Consider the following 19,639-nt stretch of genomic DNA (forward strand, 5'->3'; position numbering starts at 1 on the left):
TCACGCCCCGCTCAGAAAGTACGAAGCCGTCACCGCGAGCAGCGACAACAGGAAGGAACCGGCGAGGAGTTCGGGCACCCGGAACAGCCGCAGCTTCGCCCAGAACACCTCCGCCGCCGCGAGCACCGCCCCGAGCAGCGCCACCTTGCCCGCGCACACCGCGAGGCCGACGACGAGCGCGCCCGCGGAGGCCGTCGTCGCGATGCCCCAGGGGGCGAACAGCGAGACCAGCAGGCCGAGCAGGACGGTGAGCCGCATCTGGGCGCCGAGTTCGACAAGCGCCAGGTCCGGGCCCGCGTACTCCAGCACCATCGCCTCGTGCACCATGGTCAGTTCGAGGTGGGTGGAGGGGTTGTCGACCGGGAGGCGGCCCGTCTCGGCGAGCACGGCGACCGCGAGCGCGGCCGTCGCGAGCAGCCCGGCGGGGGAGACCAGCCGGTCCGGGTCCCGGAGCGCTCCCGACACGATCGCCGGAAGGTTGGTCGAACCGGCCGGCAGCGACAGGGCGAACACCGAGACCAGGATGGTCGGCTCGACCAGTGCCACGATCGTCATCTCGCGGGAGGCGCCCATCCCGCCGAACGCGGTCCCGCTGTCGAGCCCGGCGAGTGCGAGCGCCACCGTGCCGAGCGCGAGCAGCGCCACCACCACGATCAGGTCCGAACTCCCGCTCACCACCATGGCGGTCGACGCCAGCGGCACCAGCGCCGCGACCACCGCGGTCGTCGCCACCAGCAGGACGGGCGCCGCACGGAACGCCGGACCCGTGCCGAGCGAGGTCACCGCCTCCTTGCGCAGCAGCTTGCGCAGATCCCGCCAGGGCTGGCCGATCCCTGCCCCGGCCCGCCCCTCCAGCTTCGCCCGCACCTGCCGCATCACGCCGGTGAGCAGCGGCGCACCGGCCGCCACGGCCGCCACCTGCACGGCCACCGCCGCCGCCCCGATCACGCTCACCACCCCACCGCCAGGACAAGGAGCAGCGAGACCAGACCGAAGAAGCCGTAGCCGAGGTAGAGGTGGATCGACCCGGTGGCGAACCGCCGCGCGTACTGTCCGACGGCGGCCAGGCCCGCGAGCACCGGCCGGTAGAGCCGGTGCTCGATCCGGTCGGGCACCCGGTGCCGGAACCGCACCCGTTCCTCCAGATAGGCGAATTCCCGTACGGGCGTGACGCTGACGTGCTGCTCGGGCGCGAGCACCTGATGGAAGACGCGTTGCAGCGGCTCCGCGAACGACGTCGCGGTGTACGTCATGCGCGGCGTCGGGGCACCGCCCCCGCAGTCCCACAGCTTGGCCCCGGTGCGCCGGGGCCGCCGCGCCACCAGGCGTACGAGGGCTGCCGTGCCAAGCACGGCGAGGGCCAGCGCGAGGGCGATCCACAGCGGGGCGAGCGCGCCCGAGACGGTCCGCAGCCGCACCCCGGCGCCGCCGGCCGGTGGCTCGGCGCCCGCGACCCCCACGACCCGGTCGAGCGCGGGGCCCAACACCCCGGGAAACAGGGCGAGTCCGGTGCAGGCGACGGCGAGCAGGCCCATTCCGGCGAGCATCGCGGGCGGGCTCTCCTGCGCGCCGGCCGCCGCCTCGCCGCGCGGCCTGGCGAAGAAGCCGACGCCGAGCGCCTTCACGAAGACGGCCGCCGAGAGCCCCGCGCTCAGCGCGATCACCGCGACCGCGAGCGGCAGCACCACCGCTGTCGCCACGCCCCGGACCGCGAGCCCGTGGATCAGCGACTGGAGCAGCAGCCACTCCCCGGCGAAGCCGTTGCCCGGCGGCAGCGCCACCGCGCCGAGCGCGCCGAGCGCGAAGAACCCGGCCGTCACCGGCATCCGGGCGCGCAGTCCGCCCAGCAGGTCCAGATCGCGTACGCCCGTCGCGCGGACCACCGAACCGGCCGCGCAGAACAACAGGCCCTTGAACGCAGCGTGGTTGACGAGGTGGAGCAGCGCCGCCGCGAGGGCGAACCCGGCCAGCCGCCGGTCGCCGTCGGCGGCGAACAGGCCGCTCGCGCCGACCCCGATGAGCACCAGGCCCATGTTCTCGGTGGAGGAGTAGGCGAGCAGCCGCTTGAGGTCGCAGGCCATCGCGGCCTGGAGGATGCCGTACCCGGCGGACACCGCGCCCGCCCCCATCAGCACCAGCCACCACCAGGACGAGCCCCCGCCGAGGATGTCAAGCCCGAAACGAATGATCCCGTACACCCCGAGGTTGACCATCGTCGCGCTCATCAGCGCCGACACCGGGCCCGGCGATTCGGTGTAGGCGCGGGGCAGCCAGGCGTGCAGTGGGGCGATCCCGGCCTTCGAGGCGAACGCGGCGGCGAGCAGCCCGAACACCGTGCCGCGCCAGACGGGACCCAGCGACGCGGCGGCGGCGCGCAGCTGGGGGAAGGTCTCGCCGCCGGCCAGCGCGGCGAACAGTGCCAGCCCGGCGAGCAGCAGGACGAAGCCGAGCTGGGTCAGCACCGCGTACCAGACCCCGGCATCGCGCACCGCGCGCCGCCTGCGGTGCTCGCCCAGCACCAGGACCAGCGAGCCGATCGCCATCAGCTCCCACAGGAGCAGGAACGTCGAGACGGAACCGGCGGCGGGGACCAGCATCAGGACGGCGCAGAACCCCGGCAGGACCCAGCGGGCGGTTCGCGAGGCGCCCCCGTGGCCCGCCGCGTACACCGCGACCGCGAGCACCACCGCGCCCGCGACGGTCATGAACAGGCCGGAGAGCGCGTCCACTTCGAGGCGCACGCCGCCGAGCGGCAGCAGCCAGGGCGCCTCGGCGGTCCACCGCCCGCCGCCGAGCGCGGCCACTCCCGCGGCCAGACCGGCGGCGCCGACCCCGGCGGTCACGGCGCCGCTCGCCGCGCTCACCGGCCCGTCACCGTGCGCAGGGCCGCCACGATCTGCTCCGGGCGGGGCGGGCAGCCGGGCACCGTGAGGTCGACGTCCACCACGTCGGCGACGGCGCCCTCGACTCCGTAACCCCCGGCGAACTCACCGCAGTTGAGCGCGCAGTCGCCGACCGCCACGACGACCCTGGGCTCGGCCATCGCGGCCACCGCGCGGCGCAGCGGCGTCTTCATGTTCCGCGTCACCGGCCCCGTCACCAGGGCGACATCGGCATGCCGGGGCGAGGCGACGAGACGGGCGCCGTACCGCTCGGCGTCGTACACCGGCCCGAAGGCCGAGGCGATCTCGATCTCACAGCCGTTGCACGACCCGGCGTCCACGCAGCGGACCTGCGCCGATCCGGCGAGCGCGGGGAAGTCGCCGGGACTCGGACGGGGCGGCGCTTCCTCCGCCACCCGCCCGGTCCCACGGATCTTGCGCAGCAGACTCATGCCCGGCACAACCGGATGCGGCGGGATTCCGGTTACGAGGAGAAGACGGGCTTTGACAAGGTTTGGCCGCCCGGAGGGGAGCGGTTGGCCGTGCGGTGGGGCGGAGCTTGCCTCAGCCGGTCCGACCGGGCTCCGTTACGATATTTGCATGGGAGCGCAAATGGAGAGCTGGGACGCGGAGCGGGCCGACCGGGCGGTCACCGTACTGAAGGCGGTGGCCGATCCTTCGCGGTACCGCCTGCTGTGGGCGCTCAGCGGGGCGGAGCTGCCGGTGACCGCGCTCGCGGAGCTCATCGGCGCGCATGTCGCCGCGACGTCCCAGCACCTGTCCAAGCTGCGCTCGGCCGGGCTCGTCACCTCCCGCCGGGAGGGCACCCGGATCTTCTACCGGGCCTCCGGGCCGGGTGTCCGGGGGCTCCTGGAGGAGGCGTCGGTGGTGGCGCTCGCGGTGTCACCGGAGGGCGTGGCCGCGGCCGCCCCCGCCCAGGCCCCGGCTCCGGCCCGCGCGACCCGCCGGGCGAGAGCCCCGCGCCCCGTCACCGAGTAGCGCCTCGCCCTGCCGGGTTGTTTTTCACTGGTCGGCGTCCAGGCGGTACTCCTGCGGCTCCGCGTCATAGCCGTACAGCTCCGCGTAGCGGCCCCAGTCCGTGGCCGTCTCCAGCTGGCCGGTGACCTGTTCGCTCGTGTAGTGGTGGGCCAGGACGTCGCGGAAGAAGCCCGCGCGCAGGGTGCCGTCGGGGCTCTGGCGGAGGCTGGTGGTGATCAGGCGGACCAGCGGGGCGTCCATGCCCGCCTCCGCGAAGATCTGCTTGGAGCGCTGGACGTCGGCGCCGGCGAACGTGCTGCCCCGGTCGGTCAGGACCAGGTCGTCGCCGCTGACGGCCGCGAAACCGAGCAGTTCCAGCGCGTCGACCAGCGGCAGTACGTCGTCGATCTCCAGACCGAGGTCGTCCGCCAGATCGGCGAGGTCGCAGCGGCCGCCCCGGTGCGCGACCATCTCGGCCAGACCGGACAGGCCGTCGACGCTGGCGCCGGGCAGCGGGGTGTTGGCGGGGGTGCGCCGGTCGAGTTCGACGCCCTCGGCGCGGCCCGGGATCCGGGTCTCCTTCGCGCGGCCCGTCATTGTGCGGTAGACCCGGTCGATGAGCTCCTCGAAGGCGGGCGAGTTGCGGTCCCGCGGCCGGTCCAGACCGACCTCGAAGGTCTCGCGGATCGTGCCGTAGGGGCGCGAGCCGAGCACCACGATCCGGTCCGCCATCAGCACCGCCTCCTCGATGTTGTGGGTCACCAGGACGATCGCCCGGGTCGGGAACTGGCCCGACTCCCACAGCTCCATCAGCTCGCCGCGCAGGTTCTCCGCGGTCAGCACGTCGAGCGCGGAGAACGGCTCGTCCATCATCAGTACGTCCGGCTCGACGACCAGCGCCCGCGCGAAGCCGACGCGCTGGCGCATGCCGCCCGAGAGCTCCTTGGGGTACGCCGACTCGAAGCCGTCCAGACCGATCAGGTCGATGGCCTGACCGGCCGCCCCGGCCCGCTCGTCGGCGGCTACGCCCCGCGCCTCCAGGCCCAGTTCGACGTTCTGCTGGACGGTGAGCCAGGGCAGCAGCGCGAAGGTCTGGAACACCATGGCGGTGCCCGGGTTGGCGCCGGTCAGCGGGGCGCCCCGGTAGGACACGGTGCCGGAGCTCGGCGGGACGAGCCCGGCCAGGCAGCGCAGCAGCGTCGACTTGCCCGAGCCGGACTTGCCGAGCAGCGCGACGACCTCCCCGGCCCGCACCTGGAGGTCGATGCCGCCGAGGACGGGCAGCTCGCCGTCGGCGCCCGCGTACGCCTTGGTCAGGCCGACCGTTTCGAGCAGGATCTCGCCGTCGGCGGGGCGGGGCGCGTTCTCGGCCAGCGTGTGCCGAGCGTTGCGCAGGGTGCGAAGGGTGTTCAGAACCATGAGGGGCTCCAGAAAAGCTCGGGGTGTCAGAGGGCGAAGCGGGTGTCGGCGAGCCGGTACAGGCGGCGCCACAGCAGGCGGTTGAGGCCGACGACGTACAGGCTCATCACCGCCACGCCCGCGATCAGATGCGGGAAGTCGCCCGCGGCGGTGGCCTTCGCGATGTAGGCGCCGAGGCCGGTGGCGGTCAGCGTGGTGCCGCCGAAGGTGACCACTTCCGCGACGATCGAGGCGTTCCAGGCGCCGCCCGACGCGGTGATGCCGCCGGTGACGTACGAGGGGAAGATGCCGGGCAGGATCAGCCGCTTCCAGCGCTGCCAGCCGCGTACGCCCAGGTCGTCCATGGCTTCGCGCAGGTCGCTCGGGATCGACATGGCGCCCGCGATGGTGTTGAACAGGATGTACCACTGGGCGCCGAGCGCCATCAGCAGGATGCCGCCGATGTTGATGGACAGGCCCGTCTTGAGGAAGAACCAGACGGCCAGCGGGAAGAGGAAGTTGGCGGGGAAGCTCGCGAGTACCTGGACGACCGGCTGGGCGATCCGGGTCAGCCGCGGTGAGAAGCCGATCTTCACGCCGATCGGCACCCAGATCACGGTGGCCGCGGCCACCAGGACGAGGACCCGGGCGAGGGTGGCCAGACCGAGGAGCAGGGGTTCACCGAAGACCCCGAGGCCGGTCTCGTCGTGGAGGTAGCGGCCGAGGTCGAACAGGCCCCACAGGATGACGGCGCCCGCGACCGCGCTGAAGGTGATGTCGCCGGTGCGCTTGCGGGTGGGATCGACGCTGAGCGGCCGGTCGTCGACGCCGAAGACCCGGGCCGCGCGGCTCAGTGCCCGTCCCGCCGGGCGGAACACCTTGCCGAGCAGCTGCGGCCAGTTGGAGCGGCGCAGGAAGTCCAGGACCACCGAGCGCTGGATCTCGCTCGCCTCGGACTGCTCGTTCTTGAACTTCTCGGCCCAGGCGGTCAGCGGCCGCCAGAAGAGGAAGTTCACGCCGATGACCATGACGCCCATGGTGAGGATGGCCCAGCCGATCTTGCCGAGGTCGCCGTCGGTGATGGCGGCGCCCGCGTACGAGCCGACACCGGGCAGCGCGTAGTCCTTGTTCTTGACGCTGATCGCCTCGGAGGCGACGAGGAAGAACCAGCCTCCGCCGAAGCTCAGCATACCGTTCCAGACCAGGCTGATCATCCCGGACGGCAGCTCGACCTTCCAGAACCGCATCCACCGGGTGAACCTGAACGACCGTGACAGCTCGTCCAGTTCGCGCGGCAGCGAGGTGAGCGAGTAGTAGAAGCCGAACGTCATGTTCCACGCCTGCGAGGTGAAGATCGCGAAGATGGAGGCGCATTCGAGGCCCAGCATGGACCCGGGGAACAGGGCGATGAACCCGGTGACGGCGACCGTGAGGAAGCCGAGCACCGGCACCGACTGGAGGATGTCGAGCGCCGGGATCAGAATGCGTTCCAGCCGCCTGCTCTTGGCGGCGGCCAGCGCGTAGACGAAGGTGAAGACGATCGAGGCGGCCAGCGCGATGAACATGCGCAGCAGCGAGCGCGCGGCATCGTACGGCAACTGGGTGGGATCGGTGTCCACCTTGATCGACTGATCGGTGGAGAACCGGACCGTGGTTCCGTGCCCGACCTGGAGCACGACGTAGAAGAGCACGAGCACGGCTGCGGCCACCACCGCGTCGACCCAGCTCAGCCGGGCCAGGCGGCCCGCGAACCGGGAGGGGATGCGCGGCGCGGGACCGCTCGTCCTGAGCGACATCACAAGAAACCTCCGACCACACTGTGGGCACAGCAGCCCCCGGGGCGCGACCGCGCACCCCGGGGGCGCGGAGCCTGATGTGGTGAGAAAGGAAAGAGGGCGAGAGAGGGCCGGGGCCCGGAGTATCCGGTCGCACCGCGGCAGCACCGCCGCCCGCCCCGGTCGAGGGGGCGGGAGGTGACGGGAGGTGTCAGAGTCTGCCGGCGGGGCGGCGCGGACTGGGAGGATCGGCGTCCATGGCTGCCCCCTTTCGGTACTGCGGTTTCCAGCGACTCGTGCAGTCTGCCCCTTCTTGCGCTAATGCGCAAATAAAGGGCGCGGGTCGGTCGGTGCCCTCGTCGGGGCGCGCCGGACGGCGAACGGGGGCCTCGCGACGGCCGGTTCAGGATCCGCTTCCGGAGCGGGTTCCGGAGCGGCTTCAGGAGCAGCGCGAAATAAATGGGTGGCACGGCCGGGGGCGGGACTTTATCGTGGCGTCGTTCACCGGCCGCGGAGTGCTGTCGGTGCCGAGCGAAGAACCACCAAGGGGAGGTGTGACCGATGGCTGTCACTGCGATGGGCGTTGCCCGCATCCAGAAGTTCATCAATCGCATCCCCGTGGTCTCCGGCTGACCGACTCTTCCGCCACGCCCGTGCGCGTGGTGCCGGGGCCACCCTGGTGAAGGGTTCCCCTTGTCTTCCTCGTTCCTCCCTCCGTTCAACACCTCCGCACCGTCGCGCCCGCTCGCCGCATACGGCTGGGACGACGGCTGGGCCGCGGAGTTCGCCCCGTACGCCGAGCAGGGCCTGGTGCCCGGCCGGGTCGTACGGGTCGACCGCGGCCAGTGCGACGTGGTGACCGCCACCGGTACGCTCCGCGCCGACACCGCGTTCGTCACCCCGCACGACCCGATGCGGGTCATCTGCACCGGCGACTGGGCCGCCGTCGAACCGGGCGGCGACCCCCGCTTCGTCCGTACGTACCTGCCGCGCAGGACCGCGTTCGTTCGCAGCACCTCCTCCAACCGGTCCGAGGGGCAGATCCTCGCGGCCAACGTCGACCACGCGATCATCGCGGTGTCGCTCGCGGTCGAGCTCGACCTCGGCCGCATCGAACGCTTCCTGGCCCTGGCCTGGGAGTCGGGCGCCCAGCCGCTCGTCGTCCTCACCAAGGCGGACCTGGTCCCCGACCCGACCGGCCTCTCCTACCTCGTCCAGGACGTGGAAACCAGCGCGCCCGGCGTGCGGGTGCTGCCGGTCAGCTCGGCGACCGGCGAGGGTGTCGAGGCCCTCGCGGCCGTCGTCGCAGGCGGTACGAGCGTGCTGCTCGGGCAGTCCGGCGCGGGCAAGTCCACGCTCGCCAACGCGCTGCTCGGCGAGGAGGTGATGGCGGTCCAGGCCGCCCGCGAAGTCGACGGCAAGGGCCGCCACACCACCACCACCCGCAACCTGCTGGTGCTGCCCGGCGGGGGTGTCCTCATCGACACGCCCGGCCTGCGCGGGGTCGGCCTCTACGACGCGGAGTCCGGCGTCGGCCAGGTCTTCGCCGAGATCGCGGAACTGGCCGCGGAGTGCCGCTTCCACGACTGCGCGCACGAGGCTGAGCCGGGGTGCGCGGTGCTCGGCGCGATCGAGGACGGCTCGCTCGCGGAGCGGCGCCTGGAGAGCTACCGGAAGCTGATGCGTGAGAACCAGCGCATCGTGGCCAAGACGGATGCGCGGCTTCGGGCGGAGATCCGGCGGGACTGGAAGGCGAAGGGTGCGGAGGGGCGGGCGAATGCGGCACTGAAGCGAGGGGGGCTGCGCTGACCCCCGGGGTGCCTGGGGGCGCTGCCCCCAGACCCCCCGCTCCTCAATCTTCCCCAAGGCCTTAAGGGCCAGGGGGGACCCCCATGAGCGGCTTGATTTTGGCTCGCCGTCCGAAAACCGCCAGCCAGGTGGGAGGCCGCGTCGCACACTGGAACGCGTGATGGATCAGGACGCTCAGTACGAAGCGGTCAGCAGCAGGGACGCCCGGTTTGACGGGGAGTTCTTCTTCGCCGTGGCGACGACCGGTATCTACTGTCGGCCCAGCTGCCCCGCCGTCACCCCGCGGCGCAAGAACGTCCGGTTCTTCCCCAGCGCGGCCGCCGCCCAGGGCAACGGCTTCCGGGCCTGCCGGCGCTGCCGCCCGGACGCCGTGCCCGGTTCCGCCGAGTGGAACGCGCGGGCCGACGTCGTGGGCCGGGCCATGCGCATGATCGGGGACGGTGTGGTGGACCGGGAGGGGGTGCCGGGCCTCGCGACCCGGCTCGGCTACAGCACCCGGCAGGTGCAGCGCCAGCTCACCGCCGAGGTGGGCGCGGGCCCGGTCGCGCTGGCCAGGGCCCAGCGCGCCCACGCGGCCCGGGTGCTGCTCCAGACCACCGCGCTCCCGGTCACCGAGATCGCCTTCGCCTCCGGGTTCGCCAGCGTGCGGCAGTTCAACGACACCGTCCGGCAGATCTACGCCCGCACCCCCAGCGCCCTGCGCGCGGAGGCGGGCACCCGGGCCGCGAAGTCCGGCGGCGCGGCGACGGCCGGGGTTCCGCTCCGGCTCGCCTACCGGGGCGCGTACGCGACGAAGGAGACCTTCGACCTCCTGGCGGGCGAGGCGGTCGAGCACGTCGAGGAGGTCGTCGGCGAGCCGGGCGCCCGCACCTACCGCCGCACCCTGCGGCTGCCCCACGGCAGCGGCATCGTCGCCGTGGACGAGGCGGCCCCCGCGCACCCCGCGCCCCGCCAGGGCTGGCTGGACGCCCGGATCCACCTCACCGATCTGCGCGACCTCACCACCGCGGTGCAGCGGCTGCGGCGCCTGTTCGACCTGGACGCCGACCCGTACGCCGTCGACGAGCGGCTCGGCGCCGACCCGCGGCTGGCCCCGCTGGTCGCGCGCATCCCGGGGCTGCGCTCGCCGGGCGCAGCGGATCCGGACGAGTGCGCGGTGCGGGCGCTGGCCGGAAGGGACCGGGCGGCGGCCCTTGTCGAGACGTACGGGAAGCGGCTCGACCTGCCCTGCGGCACGCTCACCCACCTGTTCCCGGAGCCCGCGCTGCTCGCCGCGCACCCCGACCCGCACCTCGCCGCCCTGGCGACCGCGCTCGCCGACGGCACCCTGCGCCTCGACGCGGGCGCCGACCGCGACGAGGCCGCACGGATCCTGCGCACGCTGCCCGGCATGGACGAGGGCACCGTCGCGGTGATCCGGACGCGGGCGCTCGGCGACCCCGACGTGGGGCGGGGGGCAGCGGGCGAGGACGCCTGGCGGCCCTGGCGCTCGTACGCCCACCGGCACCGGCTCGTCGAGGCTGCCGGGGAGAAGTAGTCCGACGGGCGGGGGCGGGCCGCTTCTGGGAACGTCGAAGGCATGATCCGTCTCGCGCGCCTGCCCCTGGACCGCTGGTCGGCGCTGGTACCGCTGCTCGCCGTGGTGCTGCTCGGGCTGACCTGGGGGCGTTCGCTGCCCGCCGTGCTCGTCACGCTGGTCGCCTGCTTCCTGGCCGGTGCGGTGCTCGCGGCCGTGCACCACGCGGAGGTGGTCGCACACCGGGTGGGCGAGCCGTTCGGCTCCCTGGTGCTCGCGGTCGCCGTGACGGTCATCGAGGTCGCGCTGATCGTCACCCTGATGTCGGACGGCGGCGACAAGAACGCCTCGCTCGCCCGCGACACCGTCTTCGCCGCCGTGATGATCACCTGCAACGGCATCGTCGGGGTGTGCCTCCTGGTCGGCGCCCTGCGCCGCAGAGTGGCCGTCTTCAACGCCGAGGGCACCGTCACCGCCTTCGGCACGGTCACCACGCTCGCCGGCCTCAGCCTCGCCCTGCCGACCTTCACCACCAGCAAGCCAGGACCCGAGTTCTCACCCGCGCAGCTGATCTTCGCCGCGATCGCCTCGGTGTTCCTGTACGGGCTCTTCGTCGCCACCCAGACCGTGCGCCACCGCGACTACTTCCTGCCGGTGACCCAGCAGGGCGAGGTGATGCGGGACGACGCGCACGCCAACCCGCCCTCCGCGCGCACCGCCTGGACCAGCGTCGCCCTGCTCGGGGTGGCGCTCGTCGCGGTGGTGGGCCTCGCCAAGGGGGTCTCGCCGACCATCGAGAGCGGGGTGGCCGCGGCCGGTCTGCCCGCCTCGGTCGTGGGTGTGGTGATCGCGCTGCTCGTGCTGCTGCCCGAGACCATCGCCGCGGTACGGGCCGCCCGCCGCGACCGCTTGCAGACCAGCCTCAACCTGGCGCTCGGCTCCGCCATGGCCAGCATCGGCCTGACGATTCCGGCGGTCGCCCTCGCGTCCGTCTGGCTGTCCGGGCCGCTGGTGCTCGGCCTCGGCGCGAGCCACATGGTGCTGCTCGCGCTGACTGTCGCGGTCGGCATCCTGACCGTCGTGCCGGGCCGCGCCACCCTGATGCAGGGCGGCGTGCACCTCTCGCTGTTCGCCGCGTACATCGTCCTCGCGGTCAGTCCTTAGGAGGTGTCCCAACGGCATACGTTCCGGCCGACTAGGCGGTGCTTTCAAGTCACCCGCGTTACGGCCGTGTTGACGGACCGCCCCTTGGAGTCACACGATCGAAATATAGATGCTGGATACAACCGATTCGGCCGGCGGCTCGTCCCCCCTCCGGCCGGAGGGGCCAAGCAGGAGGAACCATGTGTGGCATAACCGGCTGGATCTCCTTCGACCGTGAACTGCGCGCCGAGCGGGACACCCTGGACGCGATGACCGAGACGATGGACTGCCGGGGCCCCGACGACCGGGGTGTCTGGGCGAACGGCCCGGCCGCCCTCGGCCACCGAAGGCTCGCGATCATCGACCTTCCGGGCGGCCGCCAGCCCATGACCGTCGAGGCGGGCGGCCAGACCGTCGCCCTCGTCTACTCGGGCGAGGCCTACAACTTCACCGAGCTCCGGGCCGAACTGGCCGCCCGGGGCCACCGGTTCACCACCGACTCCGACACCGAGGTCGTCCTGCACGGCTACCTCGAATGGGGCGAGGCCGTCGCCGAACGCCTCAACGGCATGTACGCCTTCGCGATCTGGGACGAGCGCAGCCAGCGCCTCGTCATGATCCGCGACCGGATGGGCATCAAGCCCTTCTACTACTACGAGACCGCAGACGGCGTCCTGTTCGGCTCCGAACCCAAGGCGATCCTCGCCAATCCGCTGGCCCGCCGCGCGGTCTCGCTCGACGGCCTGCGCGAACTGTTCACCTTCGTCAAGACGCCCGGCCATGCGGTGTGGGACGGCATGAAGGAGGTCGAGCCCGGCACCGTCGTCACCCTCGACCGGGGCGGCCTGCGCACCCACACCTACTGGGCCCTCGAAACCCGCCCCCACCCCGACGACCGGGAAACCAGCATCGAGCACGTCCGCGAACTGCTCGACGACATCGTCCGGCGCCAGCTCGTCGCCGACGTGCCGCGCTGCATGCTGCTCTCCGGCGGCCTCGACTCCTCGACCCTCACCGCGCTCGCCGCCCGCCAGCTCGGCGAGGCCGGCGAACAGGTCCGCAGCTTCGCCGTGGACTTCGTGGGCCAGACCGACAACTTCGTGGCCGACGAACTGCGCGCCACCCCGGACACCCCGTTCGTCCACGACGTGGCGCGCGGCTCCGGCACCGTCCACCAGGACATCGTCCTGGACGCCCAGTCGCTCGCCGACCCCGAGGTGCGGGCCAAGGTCATCCGGGCCCGGGACATCCCCATGGGCCTCGGTGACATGGACGCCTCGCTGTACCTCCTGTTCAAGGCGATCCGCGAACACTCCACGGTCGCGCTGTCCGGGGAGTCCGCCGACGAGGTCTTCGGCGGTTACAAGCAGTTCTTCGATGAGGAGGCGCGCAACGCCGACACCTTCCCCTGGCTCGTCAAGTTCGCCGAGCAGTTCGGCGACGACTCCGGACTGCTGCGCCCCGACCTCGCGGCCGTGCTGAACGTCCCCGCCTACGTCAAGGACTCCTACGACACCGCCGTCGCCGGCATCCAACGCCTGGACGGCGAGAGCGACTTCGAGTACCGGATGCGGAAGATCTGCCACCTCCACCTGACCCGCTTCGTCCGCGTCCTGCTCGACCGCAAGGACCGCGCGAGCATGGCCGTCGGGCTCGAAGTGCGGGTGCCGTTCTGCGACCACCGGCTCGTCGAGTACGTATACAACGCGCCGTGGTCGGTGAAGTCCTTCGACGGCCGCGAGAAGAGCCTGCTGCGGGAGGCGGCCAAGGACGTCATCCCGCAGTCCGTGTACGACCGGGTGAAGAGCCCCTACCCGTCCACGCAGGACCCGAAGTACGCGGTCGCCCTCCAGGGCCACGCCAAGGACCTGCTGGCCCAGCCCTCCCACCCGGTCTTCGACATCATCGACCGCGACGGCCTGCGCCAGGCCGCCGAGGTGAGCGCCCCGCAGATCCACCAGGCCTCGCGCCGCGGCCTGGAGCGCACGCTGGACCTGGCGATCTGGCTCGACCTGTACAAGCCGGAGGTGAAGCTGGCGTAGGAGGGCGCTAGTCCAGGCCCCAGCTGTGGATCTTGTGCGGGTGGATGCGGATCAGCTCCTCGCTGAAGTGCGGGCCCAACTCGTGGGGCCCGGTGAGGAGTTCGGCCGTGCCGCGGATCTCGACGCCGCGCACCTTCCACGGCCGCACGCTCACCACGTCGTCGACCACCAGGGCGGCCTTCGGGTTGCCCTGGAGGTTGCGCCACTTCTTCGTGGTGCCGAGGGCGTAGCCGCCGATGAGGATCGTCCCGTCGTCCTGCGGGAAGAACCCGACGGGGTTGGCCTGCGGCTGGCCCTTCGCGTCCACGGTGGCCAGCCGGCCGAGCCGCTGGCTCTTGAGGTAGGCGCGCTCGGCCTCGCTGAATTCGGTCATGGGGGCAGCCTCACACGCCTGCCGCCGCGCCGTCATCGGTGCGGCGGACCCAGGGACGCGCGGTCTCAGCCCCAGATCACCGCGCCCACCCACGCCCCGACCACCAGGAGGCAGGCGAAGAGCTCCACCATCACCGAGTAGCCGCCCGCGCGCAGCACGGTGCGGGCCGAGGCCCAGCCGTCCCCGTGGCTGCCGAGCCGGAACCGCTCCGCGCCGTAGAGGCCGCCGACGAACCCGGCGATCCCGCCCGCCACCGGCAGCAGGAAGAACCCGGCGACCGCGGCGGCCCCGGCGGTCAGCACCGACCTTCTGGGCACCCCGGTCCCCTTGAAGCGGCGCGGCGGCAGCAGCGCCTTGAGGGCCTGGCTCAGCAGGAGTACGCCGGTGGCTCCCGCCAGCACGCCCCAGGCGACGCCCGTGGTGTCGTCCAGCGCCCACCACGCGACGGCGGCCCACACGATCGCCGGTCCCGGGACGCCGGGGACCAGCACGCCGCACAGGCCCATCAGCATCACCGCGGCGACCCCGAGCAGCTGCCACACGCCCATCTGTCCAGGGTGCGGTAAACGGCCCATTCCCGCAGTTCCGGGCCGGTGCCGCCCGGTGCGGGACCTGCTAAGCGGTCTTGCGGAAGTCCGGTGCGGTACCGCGCCCTGAAGGGGCGCGGGGAACTGCGCGACCAGCCACGGATGGCCCGCAGCCGAAAACGCTACTTCCCGCGGAGCGCTCAGCGGGCCACCCAGCCGCGCTCGTACGCGTGCCAGCCGAGCTGGAGCCGGGTGGTGACGCCCGTCAGCTCCATCAGGCCCTTGACCCGGCGCTGCACGGTCCGCAGCCCCAGTTCGAGCTGCTTGGCGACGCTGGCGTCGGTCATTCCGGCGAGCAGCAGCGACAGGATCTCCAGATCGGTCGCGTCCGGGCCCACGCCCTCCTCGACAATGCCCCGGCCGCCGCCGCCGAGCCGCAGCGGCAGCGCGTCCTTCCACACCGCCTCGAACAGGCCCATCAGGGATTCGAGCAGCCCGCTCGCGTGCACCACCAGAGCGGCCGGCTCGGCGTCCCGGCCGGTCAGCGGCACCATCGCGAGACTGCGGTCCGCGACCACGAGTTTGGTCGGCACCCGGTCCACCGTCCGCACCTGCTCGTCCCGGCTGAGCGCGGCGGACAGTTCGACGATTCCGGCGGGCAGTGAGAGCACCTCGCGCTCGATCACCACCCGGTAGCTCACCCCGCGGACCGAGGCCCGCTCCTCGGACTCGTTGTCCATTCCGGTCACCGCGACCGGCCTGCCGGTGACCAGGGCGCACACCTCGTCGGCCGCGCCCAGCTGCAACTGGTGGAAGCGGTGCGAGACCGCGCTCGCACCGGTCACCACCTCGACCAGGTCGTGCACGGCCGGCTCGGCGGCCTCGGCCCGGAACTCCTCGGCGAGCAGCGCCGCCGCCAGCTCCGCCTGCTCCAGCTCGTGGCGCTGCTGAGTGAGCAGCGCGCCAAGGGCGACCCCGGGCGGGGCCGCGACCCACCGCCCGGTGCGGGCCGACGACTGGGCGGCCAGGCCGTGGCGCTCCAGGCGCCGCAGCGCGCGCTCGGTCTCGCTCTCGGGCAGCGCGAGCCGGTGCGCGAGGTCCGTCACCTCGGCCGCGCCGACCGCGACCAGGGCGCGGTACGCCGACTCCTGCGTCTCGTCGAGACCTATCGCTCCCAGCACCCCGGACCGCCTCCCTCACCAACGCGATGGCGGGAAACCGCCCCGGCGCAAACCCGCCTCACAACATCATCCCCGTATCTCCCGTCCCTCTGCCAATGTCGACCCACCGCAGCACCAACAGCCTCCGGAAATAGGGCATTTGCGCTCTTTGGGTGTGGAGTCCTTTGTTCCGGATTCATCTGGGGAGAGCGATGCGCCCGATATCGCGTACGGCTCTGGGGGCGGCGGCCGCCGCCGCCCTCGCCGTCACCGCGGTCGCGCCGTCCGTGGCAGCGCCACGACACGACGTCACCGCGGCCACCGCCAGGAGACCGCTCGTCGGCAGCGACGCCGGTCGCACGGGAACACCCGTCACGGTCACCCTCGTCACCGGCGACAAGGTGGTGGTGAGCAGGGACGGTTCCGGCACACCCACCGGCGTCACCGCGCTGCCGCGCGAGGACGGATCCGTACCGCTCGTGCAGACCAGGCAGTCCGGCAAGGAGATGTACGTCTATCCCGAGGGCGCGGCGGGGGCGCTCGCCGCCGGGAGGGTCGACGACGAGCTGTTCAACGTCTCCGGGCTCATCCGCCAGGGCTACGACGACGCGCACACCAAGACGATTCCGCTCATCGCCGTGTACGACACCGCGGCGGCCAGGTCGGCTCGGACCGTTCCGCCCGGCGCGAAGGCCGGGCTGAACCTCCCAGCCGTCAACGGCGTCGCCCTGACCGCCGACAAGGCGCGGACCCGTCAACTGTGGGCCGACGTCACCAACTCCCGTACGAGGTCGGCCGCCGGGCTCAAGAAGCTGTGGCTCGACCGGAAGGTGACCGCCTCCCTGGACCGGTCCGCCAAGCAGATCCGCGCCGGCCTCGCCTGGGCCGCCGGATACGACGGCAAGGGCACCAAGGTCGCCGTCCTCGACACCGGCGTCGACGCCGAGCACCCCGACCTCAAGGGCCGGATCGCCGCCGCCAAGAACTTCACCGACTCGCCCGACACCGAGGACCGCCAGGGCCACGGCACCCACACCACCTCCACGGTCGGCGGCTCGGGCGCGGCCAGCGGCGGCAGGAAGAAGGGCATCGCGCCCGGCGCCGACCTCCTGGTCGGCAAGGTCCTGGGCGACTCGGGCTCCGGCGACAGTTCGTGGATCATCGCCGGGATGCAGTGGGCCGTCGACAACAAGGCCGACGTCGTCTCGATGTCGCTCGGCAGCCCGGTCCCGACCGACTGCACCGACCCGATGAGCACCGCCGCACAGCAGCTCGCCACCCAGTCCACGCACACCCTGTTCGTCGTCGCGGCCGGCAACTCGGGCCCGAGCCTCAACACCGTCTCCTCGCCCGGCTGCGCGCCCGCCGTCCTGACCGTCGGCGCCGTCGACCGCGACGACACCACGGCCCCGTTCTCCAGCCGCGGCCCGGCCCCCTTCACCCACACCCTGAAGCCGGAGATCACCGCCCCCGGCGTCGGCATCTCGGCCGCCAACGCGGGCGGCCGCGGCGTCTACGCGTACCAGTCCATGTCCGGTACGTCGATGGCCACGCCGCACGTCGCGGGCGCCGCCGCCATCGTCAAGCAGCGCCACCCCGACTGGACCGCCCAGCAGGTCAAGGCCGCGCTCGTCTCGTCCGCGAACAGCGGCATACCGGGTGACGTGCGCGAGACCGGCGGCGGGCGCCTCGACGTCAAGGCCGCCATCGACGAGACCGTCCTCGGCGCGCCCGCCGTGCAGGCCGGAACCTTCAACTGGCCGCAGGACAAGAGCGACCGGACCACCGTCGACGTGCCGTACACCAACGTCAGCGACAAGCCCGTGAAGCTGGACCTCAAGGTCGCGGGCGTCACCGGAAACGACGGCTCAGCCGTCAACTCCGGTGTGGCGAAGCCGAGTTCGCGATCCGTCACCGTCCCGGCCGGTGCCACCGTCAAGGTGCCGCTCGCCGTCGACCCGACCGCACACCTCAAGGCCGTCCAGTACGGGGACGTCACCGGCCGGGTGCTCGCCACGGCGAACGGCGTCGCCGTCTCCACCCCGTTCTCGCTGTACGTGGAGCCGGAGACGGTCACCCTGCGCGTCAAACTCATCGACCGCGCGGGCAAGCCCGCCGCCGGGGCCTCCTCGCTCGACGTCATCGGCACCGACACCGCGACCGGCGAGCGCCGCTTCAACGCGGGAGCGGCCGACCAGGTGTACCGGCTGCGCCCCGGCGCCTACTTCGTGTCCTCCTTCGTCGCCTCCGCCGACCCCGGCGACGCGACCGGCACCGGCACCGGCTCGGTCAGCTACCTCGGCCGCCCGCAGCTCGATCTGAAGAAGGACACGGCCCTCGTCCTGGACGCCCGCACGGCGCACCGCCTCTCGGTGCGGACCGACAAGCCGAGCGAGGCCCGCACCACGACCCTCGACTTCGCCCGCTCCTGGGGCGGTCGGTGGCTGCACGCGGGCTCGGTCTCCGGATCCCGCCTGATCAAGGACTACTTCGCGGACGTCCAGGGCAACGCCCGTACCGGCAGCTTCGAGTTCGGCAGCTACTGGCGGTCGTACGCCCCGCAGTTCGAGAAGCTGACGGCCGTCGGGGGGCCCGAACTGCACCCGCTCACCGCGAGCGTCGGCTCCGACAACCTCGACGGCACCGGCGAGGCGCCGCTCGTGGACGCGGGCCGGGGCAGCCCTGCCGAGCTCAAGGCGGCCGGGGTGAGCGGGAAGATCGCGTTCGTCGCGGTGCCGGACGATGCCGCGTCGATCGGCACCCTGGGCAAGGACGCCCAGGCCGCCGGCGCCAAGGCGCTCGTCGTGCACCGCCCGTCGGCCGGGCGCTGGCTGCCGGCGTACGGCTTCGCGGGCGGACCGCTGCCGACCCTCGCCGTCGAGGCCGCCGAGGCCAAGGCGCTCGCCGACAGGCTGGCGGGCGGCCCGGTGACCCTGCGCTGGAAGGCCACCGCGAAGAGCGGCTACGTCTACAACCTGGGCTTCCAGGAGAACGGCGGCTTCGGCTCCGACCGCGCCTACCGGGTGCACGACGGCCAGCTCGGCCGCAACCTCTCCACGTACCACTCGATGGGCGTGCCGGCCGACTTCATCGACGGCACGGCCGCCTACCGCACCAACAGCGGCGGGCCGATCGGCGTCTTTGGCGTAGACCTGGTGTCCGTCCCGTCCACGCGCACCGAGTACTACACGGCGGGCGGCACGACCTGGGACCACTACGTCTCGTCCAGCTTCCCCTTCGGCGAGTTCATGCTGTCCCCGGCCAGGGCCTACCAGCCGGGCAAGGAGACCAAGGAGAGCTGGTACGACGGTGTGGTCGGCCCGAACTCCGGGCGCGACGCCACCGGGAAGCCGCTGCTCGCCGCCGAACGCCAGGGCAACCAGCTCGGCTTCGCCCCCGCGATGTGGGGCGACACCGAACACAGCGCGCAGCCTGGCTCGTTCGGCGACATCGGCTCGCTGCTCCTGCGCCGCAACGGCCAGGACTACGACAGCAGCGGCTGGCCGTCCGGGGTGTTCACCGTGCCCGCCGACGACGCGGCGTACGAACTCGTCAGCGACAACCAGAAGATCGGCCCGTCGAGTTCGGTGTGGAAGCGCTCCAGCGAGGTGGTCACCAGTTGGAGGTTCCGCTCACACCTCGACGAGAACGCGTACTCGCAGGGCATCGCGCTGCTCTTCCCGCAGTACGACGTGCCCGACGACGGCCACAAGACGGTCCCGGCGGCCGACGCCCAGCGGATCGGCCTCGCCGCCACCGGACACGCGGGCTACACCCCGGCCGCACTGGTCTCGGCCAAGCTGTCGTACTCCTACGACGGCGGTACCACCTGGACCGAGGCGAGGACCGCGCAGCAGGGCGGCCGGTGGACGGCGACCGTGAACCACGCGGGCGCCGCCGCGAAGAGCGTGACCCTGAAGACCGAACTGACCGACGCCAACGGCAATTCGGTCACCCAGACCGTGGTGAACGCGTACTTCGTGCGCTAGGGGGTGTCCGGTGGGTGTCCCTCCCGTGGGGGGTGGGGCCGCCCGGC

14 protein-coding genes are annotated in these 19,639 nt (G+C 72.5%); 6 read left to right on the forward strand and 8 right to left on the reverse strand.

The genetic code is table 11. From position 1 onward, the window contains the following. From ACIBK6_RS18060 to ACIBK6_RS18070, 3 genes are read right to left on the reverse strand one after another with little or no spacing between them, the layout of a single operon-like run. Positions 1–954 (reverse strand): respiratory chain complex I subunit 1 family protein, encoded by a 954-nt coding sequence (locus ACIBK6_RS18060; RefSeq protein ID WP_399052240.1) that lies wholly within the window; start codon positions 952–954, stop codon positions 1–3. After that, on the reverse strand, positions 951–2,864 hold the full coding sequence (locus ACIBK6_RS18065; RefSeq protein ID WP_399052241.1) for a proton-conducting transporter membrane subunit: 1,914 nt from the start codon (positions 2,862–2,864) through the stop codon (positions 951–953). Before ACIBK6_RS18065 ends, ACIBK6_RS18060 begins: the two co-directional genes overlap by 4 nt. After that, a complete protein-coding gene (locus ACIBK6_RS18070) occupies positions 2,861–3,334 on the reverse strand; it encodes an NADH-quinone oxidoreductase subunit B family protein (protein ID WP_399052242.1) in 474 nt (157 codons plus the stop codon). Before ACIBK6_RS18070 ends, ACIBK6_RS18065 begins: the two co-directional genes overlap by 4 nt. A 148-nt stretch (positions 3,335–3,482) precedes the next feature. Between ACIBK6_RS18070 and ACIBK6_RS18075 the strand changes: the two genes are divergently transcribed. After that, positions 3,483–3,881, forward strand: a complete 399-nt coding sequence (locus ACIBK6_RS18075) for an ArsR/SmtB family transcription factor (RefSeq protein ID WP_399052243.1) — start codon at positions 3,483–3,485, stop codon at positions 3,879–3,881. A gap of 24 nt (positions 3,882–3,905) precedes the next feature. Here ACIBK6_RS18075 and ACIBK6_RS18080 read toward each other — a convergent pair whose 3' ends face one another. Together ACIBK6_RS18080 and ACIBK6_RS18085 are read right to left on the reverse strand one after the other, a co-directional pair. Then, the gene (locus ACIBK6_RS18080; RefSeq protein WP_399052244.1) at positions 3,906–5,279 is read right to left on the reverse strand and encodes a nitrate/sulfonate/bicarbonate ABC transporter ATP-binding protein; all 1,374 of its coding nucleotides are present in this window, start codon (positions 5,277–5,279) and stop codon (positions 3,906–3,908) included. A 26-nt stretch (positions 5,280–5,305) separates the two neighbouring features. Continuing rightward, positions 5,306–7,054 (reverse strand): ABC transporter permease, encoded by a 1,749-nt coding sequence (locus ACIBK6_RS18085; RefSeq protein WP_399052245.1) that lies wholly within the window; start codon positions 7,052–7,054, stop codon positions 5,306–5,308. Between the two features lie 672 nt (positions 7,055–7,726). Here ACIBK6_RS18085 and rsgA point away from each other — a divergent pair. The 4 genes from rsgA (at position 7,727) to asnB (ending at position 13,543) form a co-directional block, all read left to right on the forward strand. Continuing rightward, positions 7,727–8,842 carry a ribosome small subunit-dependent GTPase A gene (rsgA, locus tag ACIBK6_RS18090; RefSeq protein ID WP_399052246.1) on the forward strand — a complete coding sequence of 372 codons (1,116 nt, stop codon included), beginning with the start codon at positions 7,727–7,729 and terminating at the stop codon, positions 8,840–8,842. Between the two features lie 160 nt (positions 8,843–9,002). Continuing rightward, positions 9,003–10,379 carry an AlkA N-terminal domain-containing protein gene (locus ACIBK6_RS18095; RefSeq protein WP_399052247.1) on the forward strand — a complete coding sequence of 459 codons (1,377 nt, stop codon included), beginning with the start codon at positions 9,003–9,005 and terminating at the stop codon, positions 10,377–10,379. A gap of 42 nt (positions 10,380–10,421) precedes the next feature. Further along, positions 10,422–11,522 carry a calcium:proton antiporter gene (locus ACIBK6_RS18100; RefSeq protein WP_399052248.1) on the forward strand — a complete coding sequence of 367 codons (1,101 nt, stop codon included), beginning with the start codon at positions 10,422–10,424 and terminating at the stop codon, positions 11,520–11,522. Between the two features lie 179 nt (positions 11,523–11,701). Beyond that, positions 11,702–13,543: an asparagine synthase (glutamine-hydrolyzing) gene (gene asnB, locus ACIBK6_RS18105; RefSeq protein ID WP_399052249.1), complete on the forward strand. Its 1,842-nt coding sequence runs from the start codon at positions 11,702–11,704 to the stop codon at positions 13,541–13,543. Between the two features lie 7 nt (positions 13,544–13,550). Here the strand turns inward: asnB and ACIBK6_RS18110 are convergent, their stop codons facing one another. The 3 genes from ACIBK6_RS18110 to ACIBK6_RS18120 all read right to left on the reverse strand — a co-directional run bounded on the left by ACIBK6_RS18110 (position 13,551) and on the right by ACIBK6_RS18120 (position 15,624). Then, positions 13,551–13,916 carry a PPOX class F420-dependent oxidoreductase gene (locus ACIBK6_RS18110; protein WP_399052250.1) on the reverse strand — a complete coding sequence of 122 codons (366 nt, stop codon included), beginning with the start codon at positions 13,914–13,916 and terminating at the stop codon, positions 13,551–13,553. Positions 13,917–13,981: 65 nt separating this feature from the next. Beyond that, a complete protein-coding gene (locus tag ACIBK6_RS18115; protein WP_399052251.1) occupies positions 13,982–14,464 on the reverse strand; it encodes a DUF456 domain-containing protein in 483 nt (160 codons plus the stop codon). 179 nt (positions 14,465–14,643) lie between these two features. Then, positions 14,644–15,624 carry a helix-turn-helix domain-containing protein gene (locus tag ACIBK6_RS18120; RefSeq protein ID WP_399052252.1) on the reverse strand — a complete coding sequence of 327 codons (981 nt, stop codon included), beginning with the start codon at positions 15,622–15,624 and terminating at the stop codon, positions 14,644–14,646. Between the two features lie 191 nt (positions 15,625–15,815). Here ACIBK6_RS18120 and ACIBK6_RS18125 point away from each other — a divergent pair, with 191 nt between their 5' ends. After that, a complete protein-coding gene (locus ACIBK6_RS18125; RefSeq protein WP_399052253.1) occupies positions 15,816–19,592 on the forward strand; it encodes a S8 family peptidase in 3,777 nt (1,258 codons plus the stop codon). Positions 19,593–19,639: the final 47 nt, after the last annotated feature.

This window comes from Streptomyces sp. NPDC050485 (assembly GCF_044458185.1).
In the GTDB taxonomy this organism is placed as follows: Bacteria; Actinomycetota; Actinomycetes; order Streptomycetales; family Streptomycetaceae; genus Streptomyces.

Excerpts from the sequence above, each read along its gene's own strand:
- ACIBK6_RS18070 (WP_399052242.1), bottom strand. The coding sequence starts at position 3,334 with ATGAGTCTGCTGCGCAAGATCCGTGGGACCGGGCGGGTGGCGGAGGAA.
- ACIBK6_RS18075 (WP_399052243.1), top strand. The coding sequence starts at position 3,483 with ATGGGAGCGCAAATGGAGAGCTGGGACGCGGAGCGGGCCGACCGGGCG.
- ACIBK6_RS18080 (WP_399052244.1), bottom strand. The coding sequence starts at position 5,279 with ATGGTTCTGAACACCCTTCGCACCCTGCGCAACGCTCGGCACACGCTG.
- ACIBK6_RS18085 (WP_399052245.1), bottom strand. The coding sequence starts at position 7,054 with ATGTCGCTCAGGACGAGCGGTCCCGCGCCGCGCATCCCCTCCCGGTTC.
- ACIBK6_RS18095 (WP_399052247.1), top strand. The coding sequence starts at position 9,003 with ATGGATCAGGACGCTCAGTACGAAGCGGTCAGCAGCAGGGACGCCCGG.
- ACIBK6_RS18100 (WP_399052248.1), top strand. The coding sequence starts at position 10,422 with ATGATCCGTCTCGCGCGCCTGCCCCTGGACCGCTGGTCGGCGCTGGTA.
- asnB (WP_399052249.1), top strand. The coding sequence starts at position 11,702 with ATGTGTGGCATAACCGGCTGGATCTCCTTCGACCGTGAACTGCGCGCC.
- ACIBK6_RS18110 (WP_399052250.1), bottom strand. The coding sequence starts at position 13,916 with ATGACCGAATTCAGCGAGGCCGAGCGCGCCTACCTCAAGAGCCAGCGG.
- ACIBK6_RS18115 (WP_399052251.1), bottom strand. The coding sequence starts at position 14,464 with ATGGGCGTGTGGCAGCTGCTCGGGGTCGCCGCGGTGATGCTGATGGGC.
- ACIBK6_RS18125 (WP_399052253.1), top strand. The coding sequence starts at position 15,816 with ATGCGCCCGATATCGCGTACGGCTCTGGGGGCGGCGGCCGCCGCCGCC.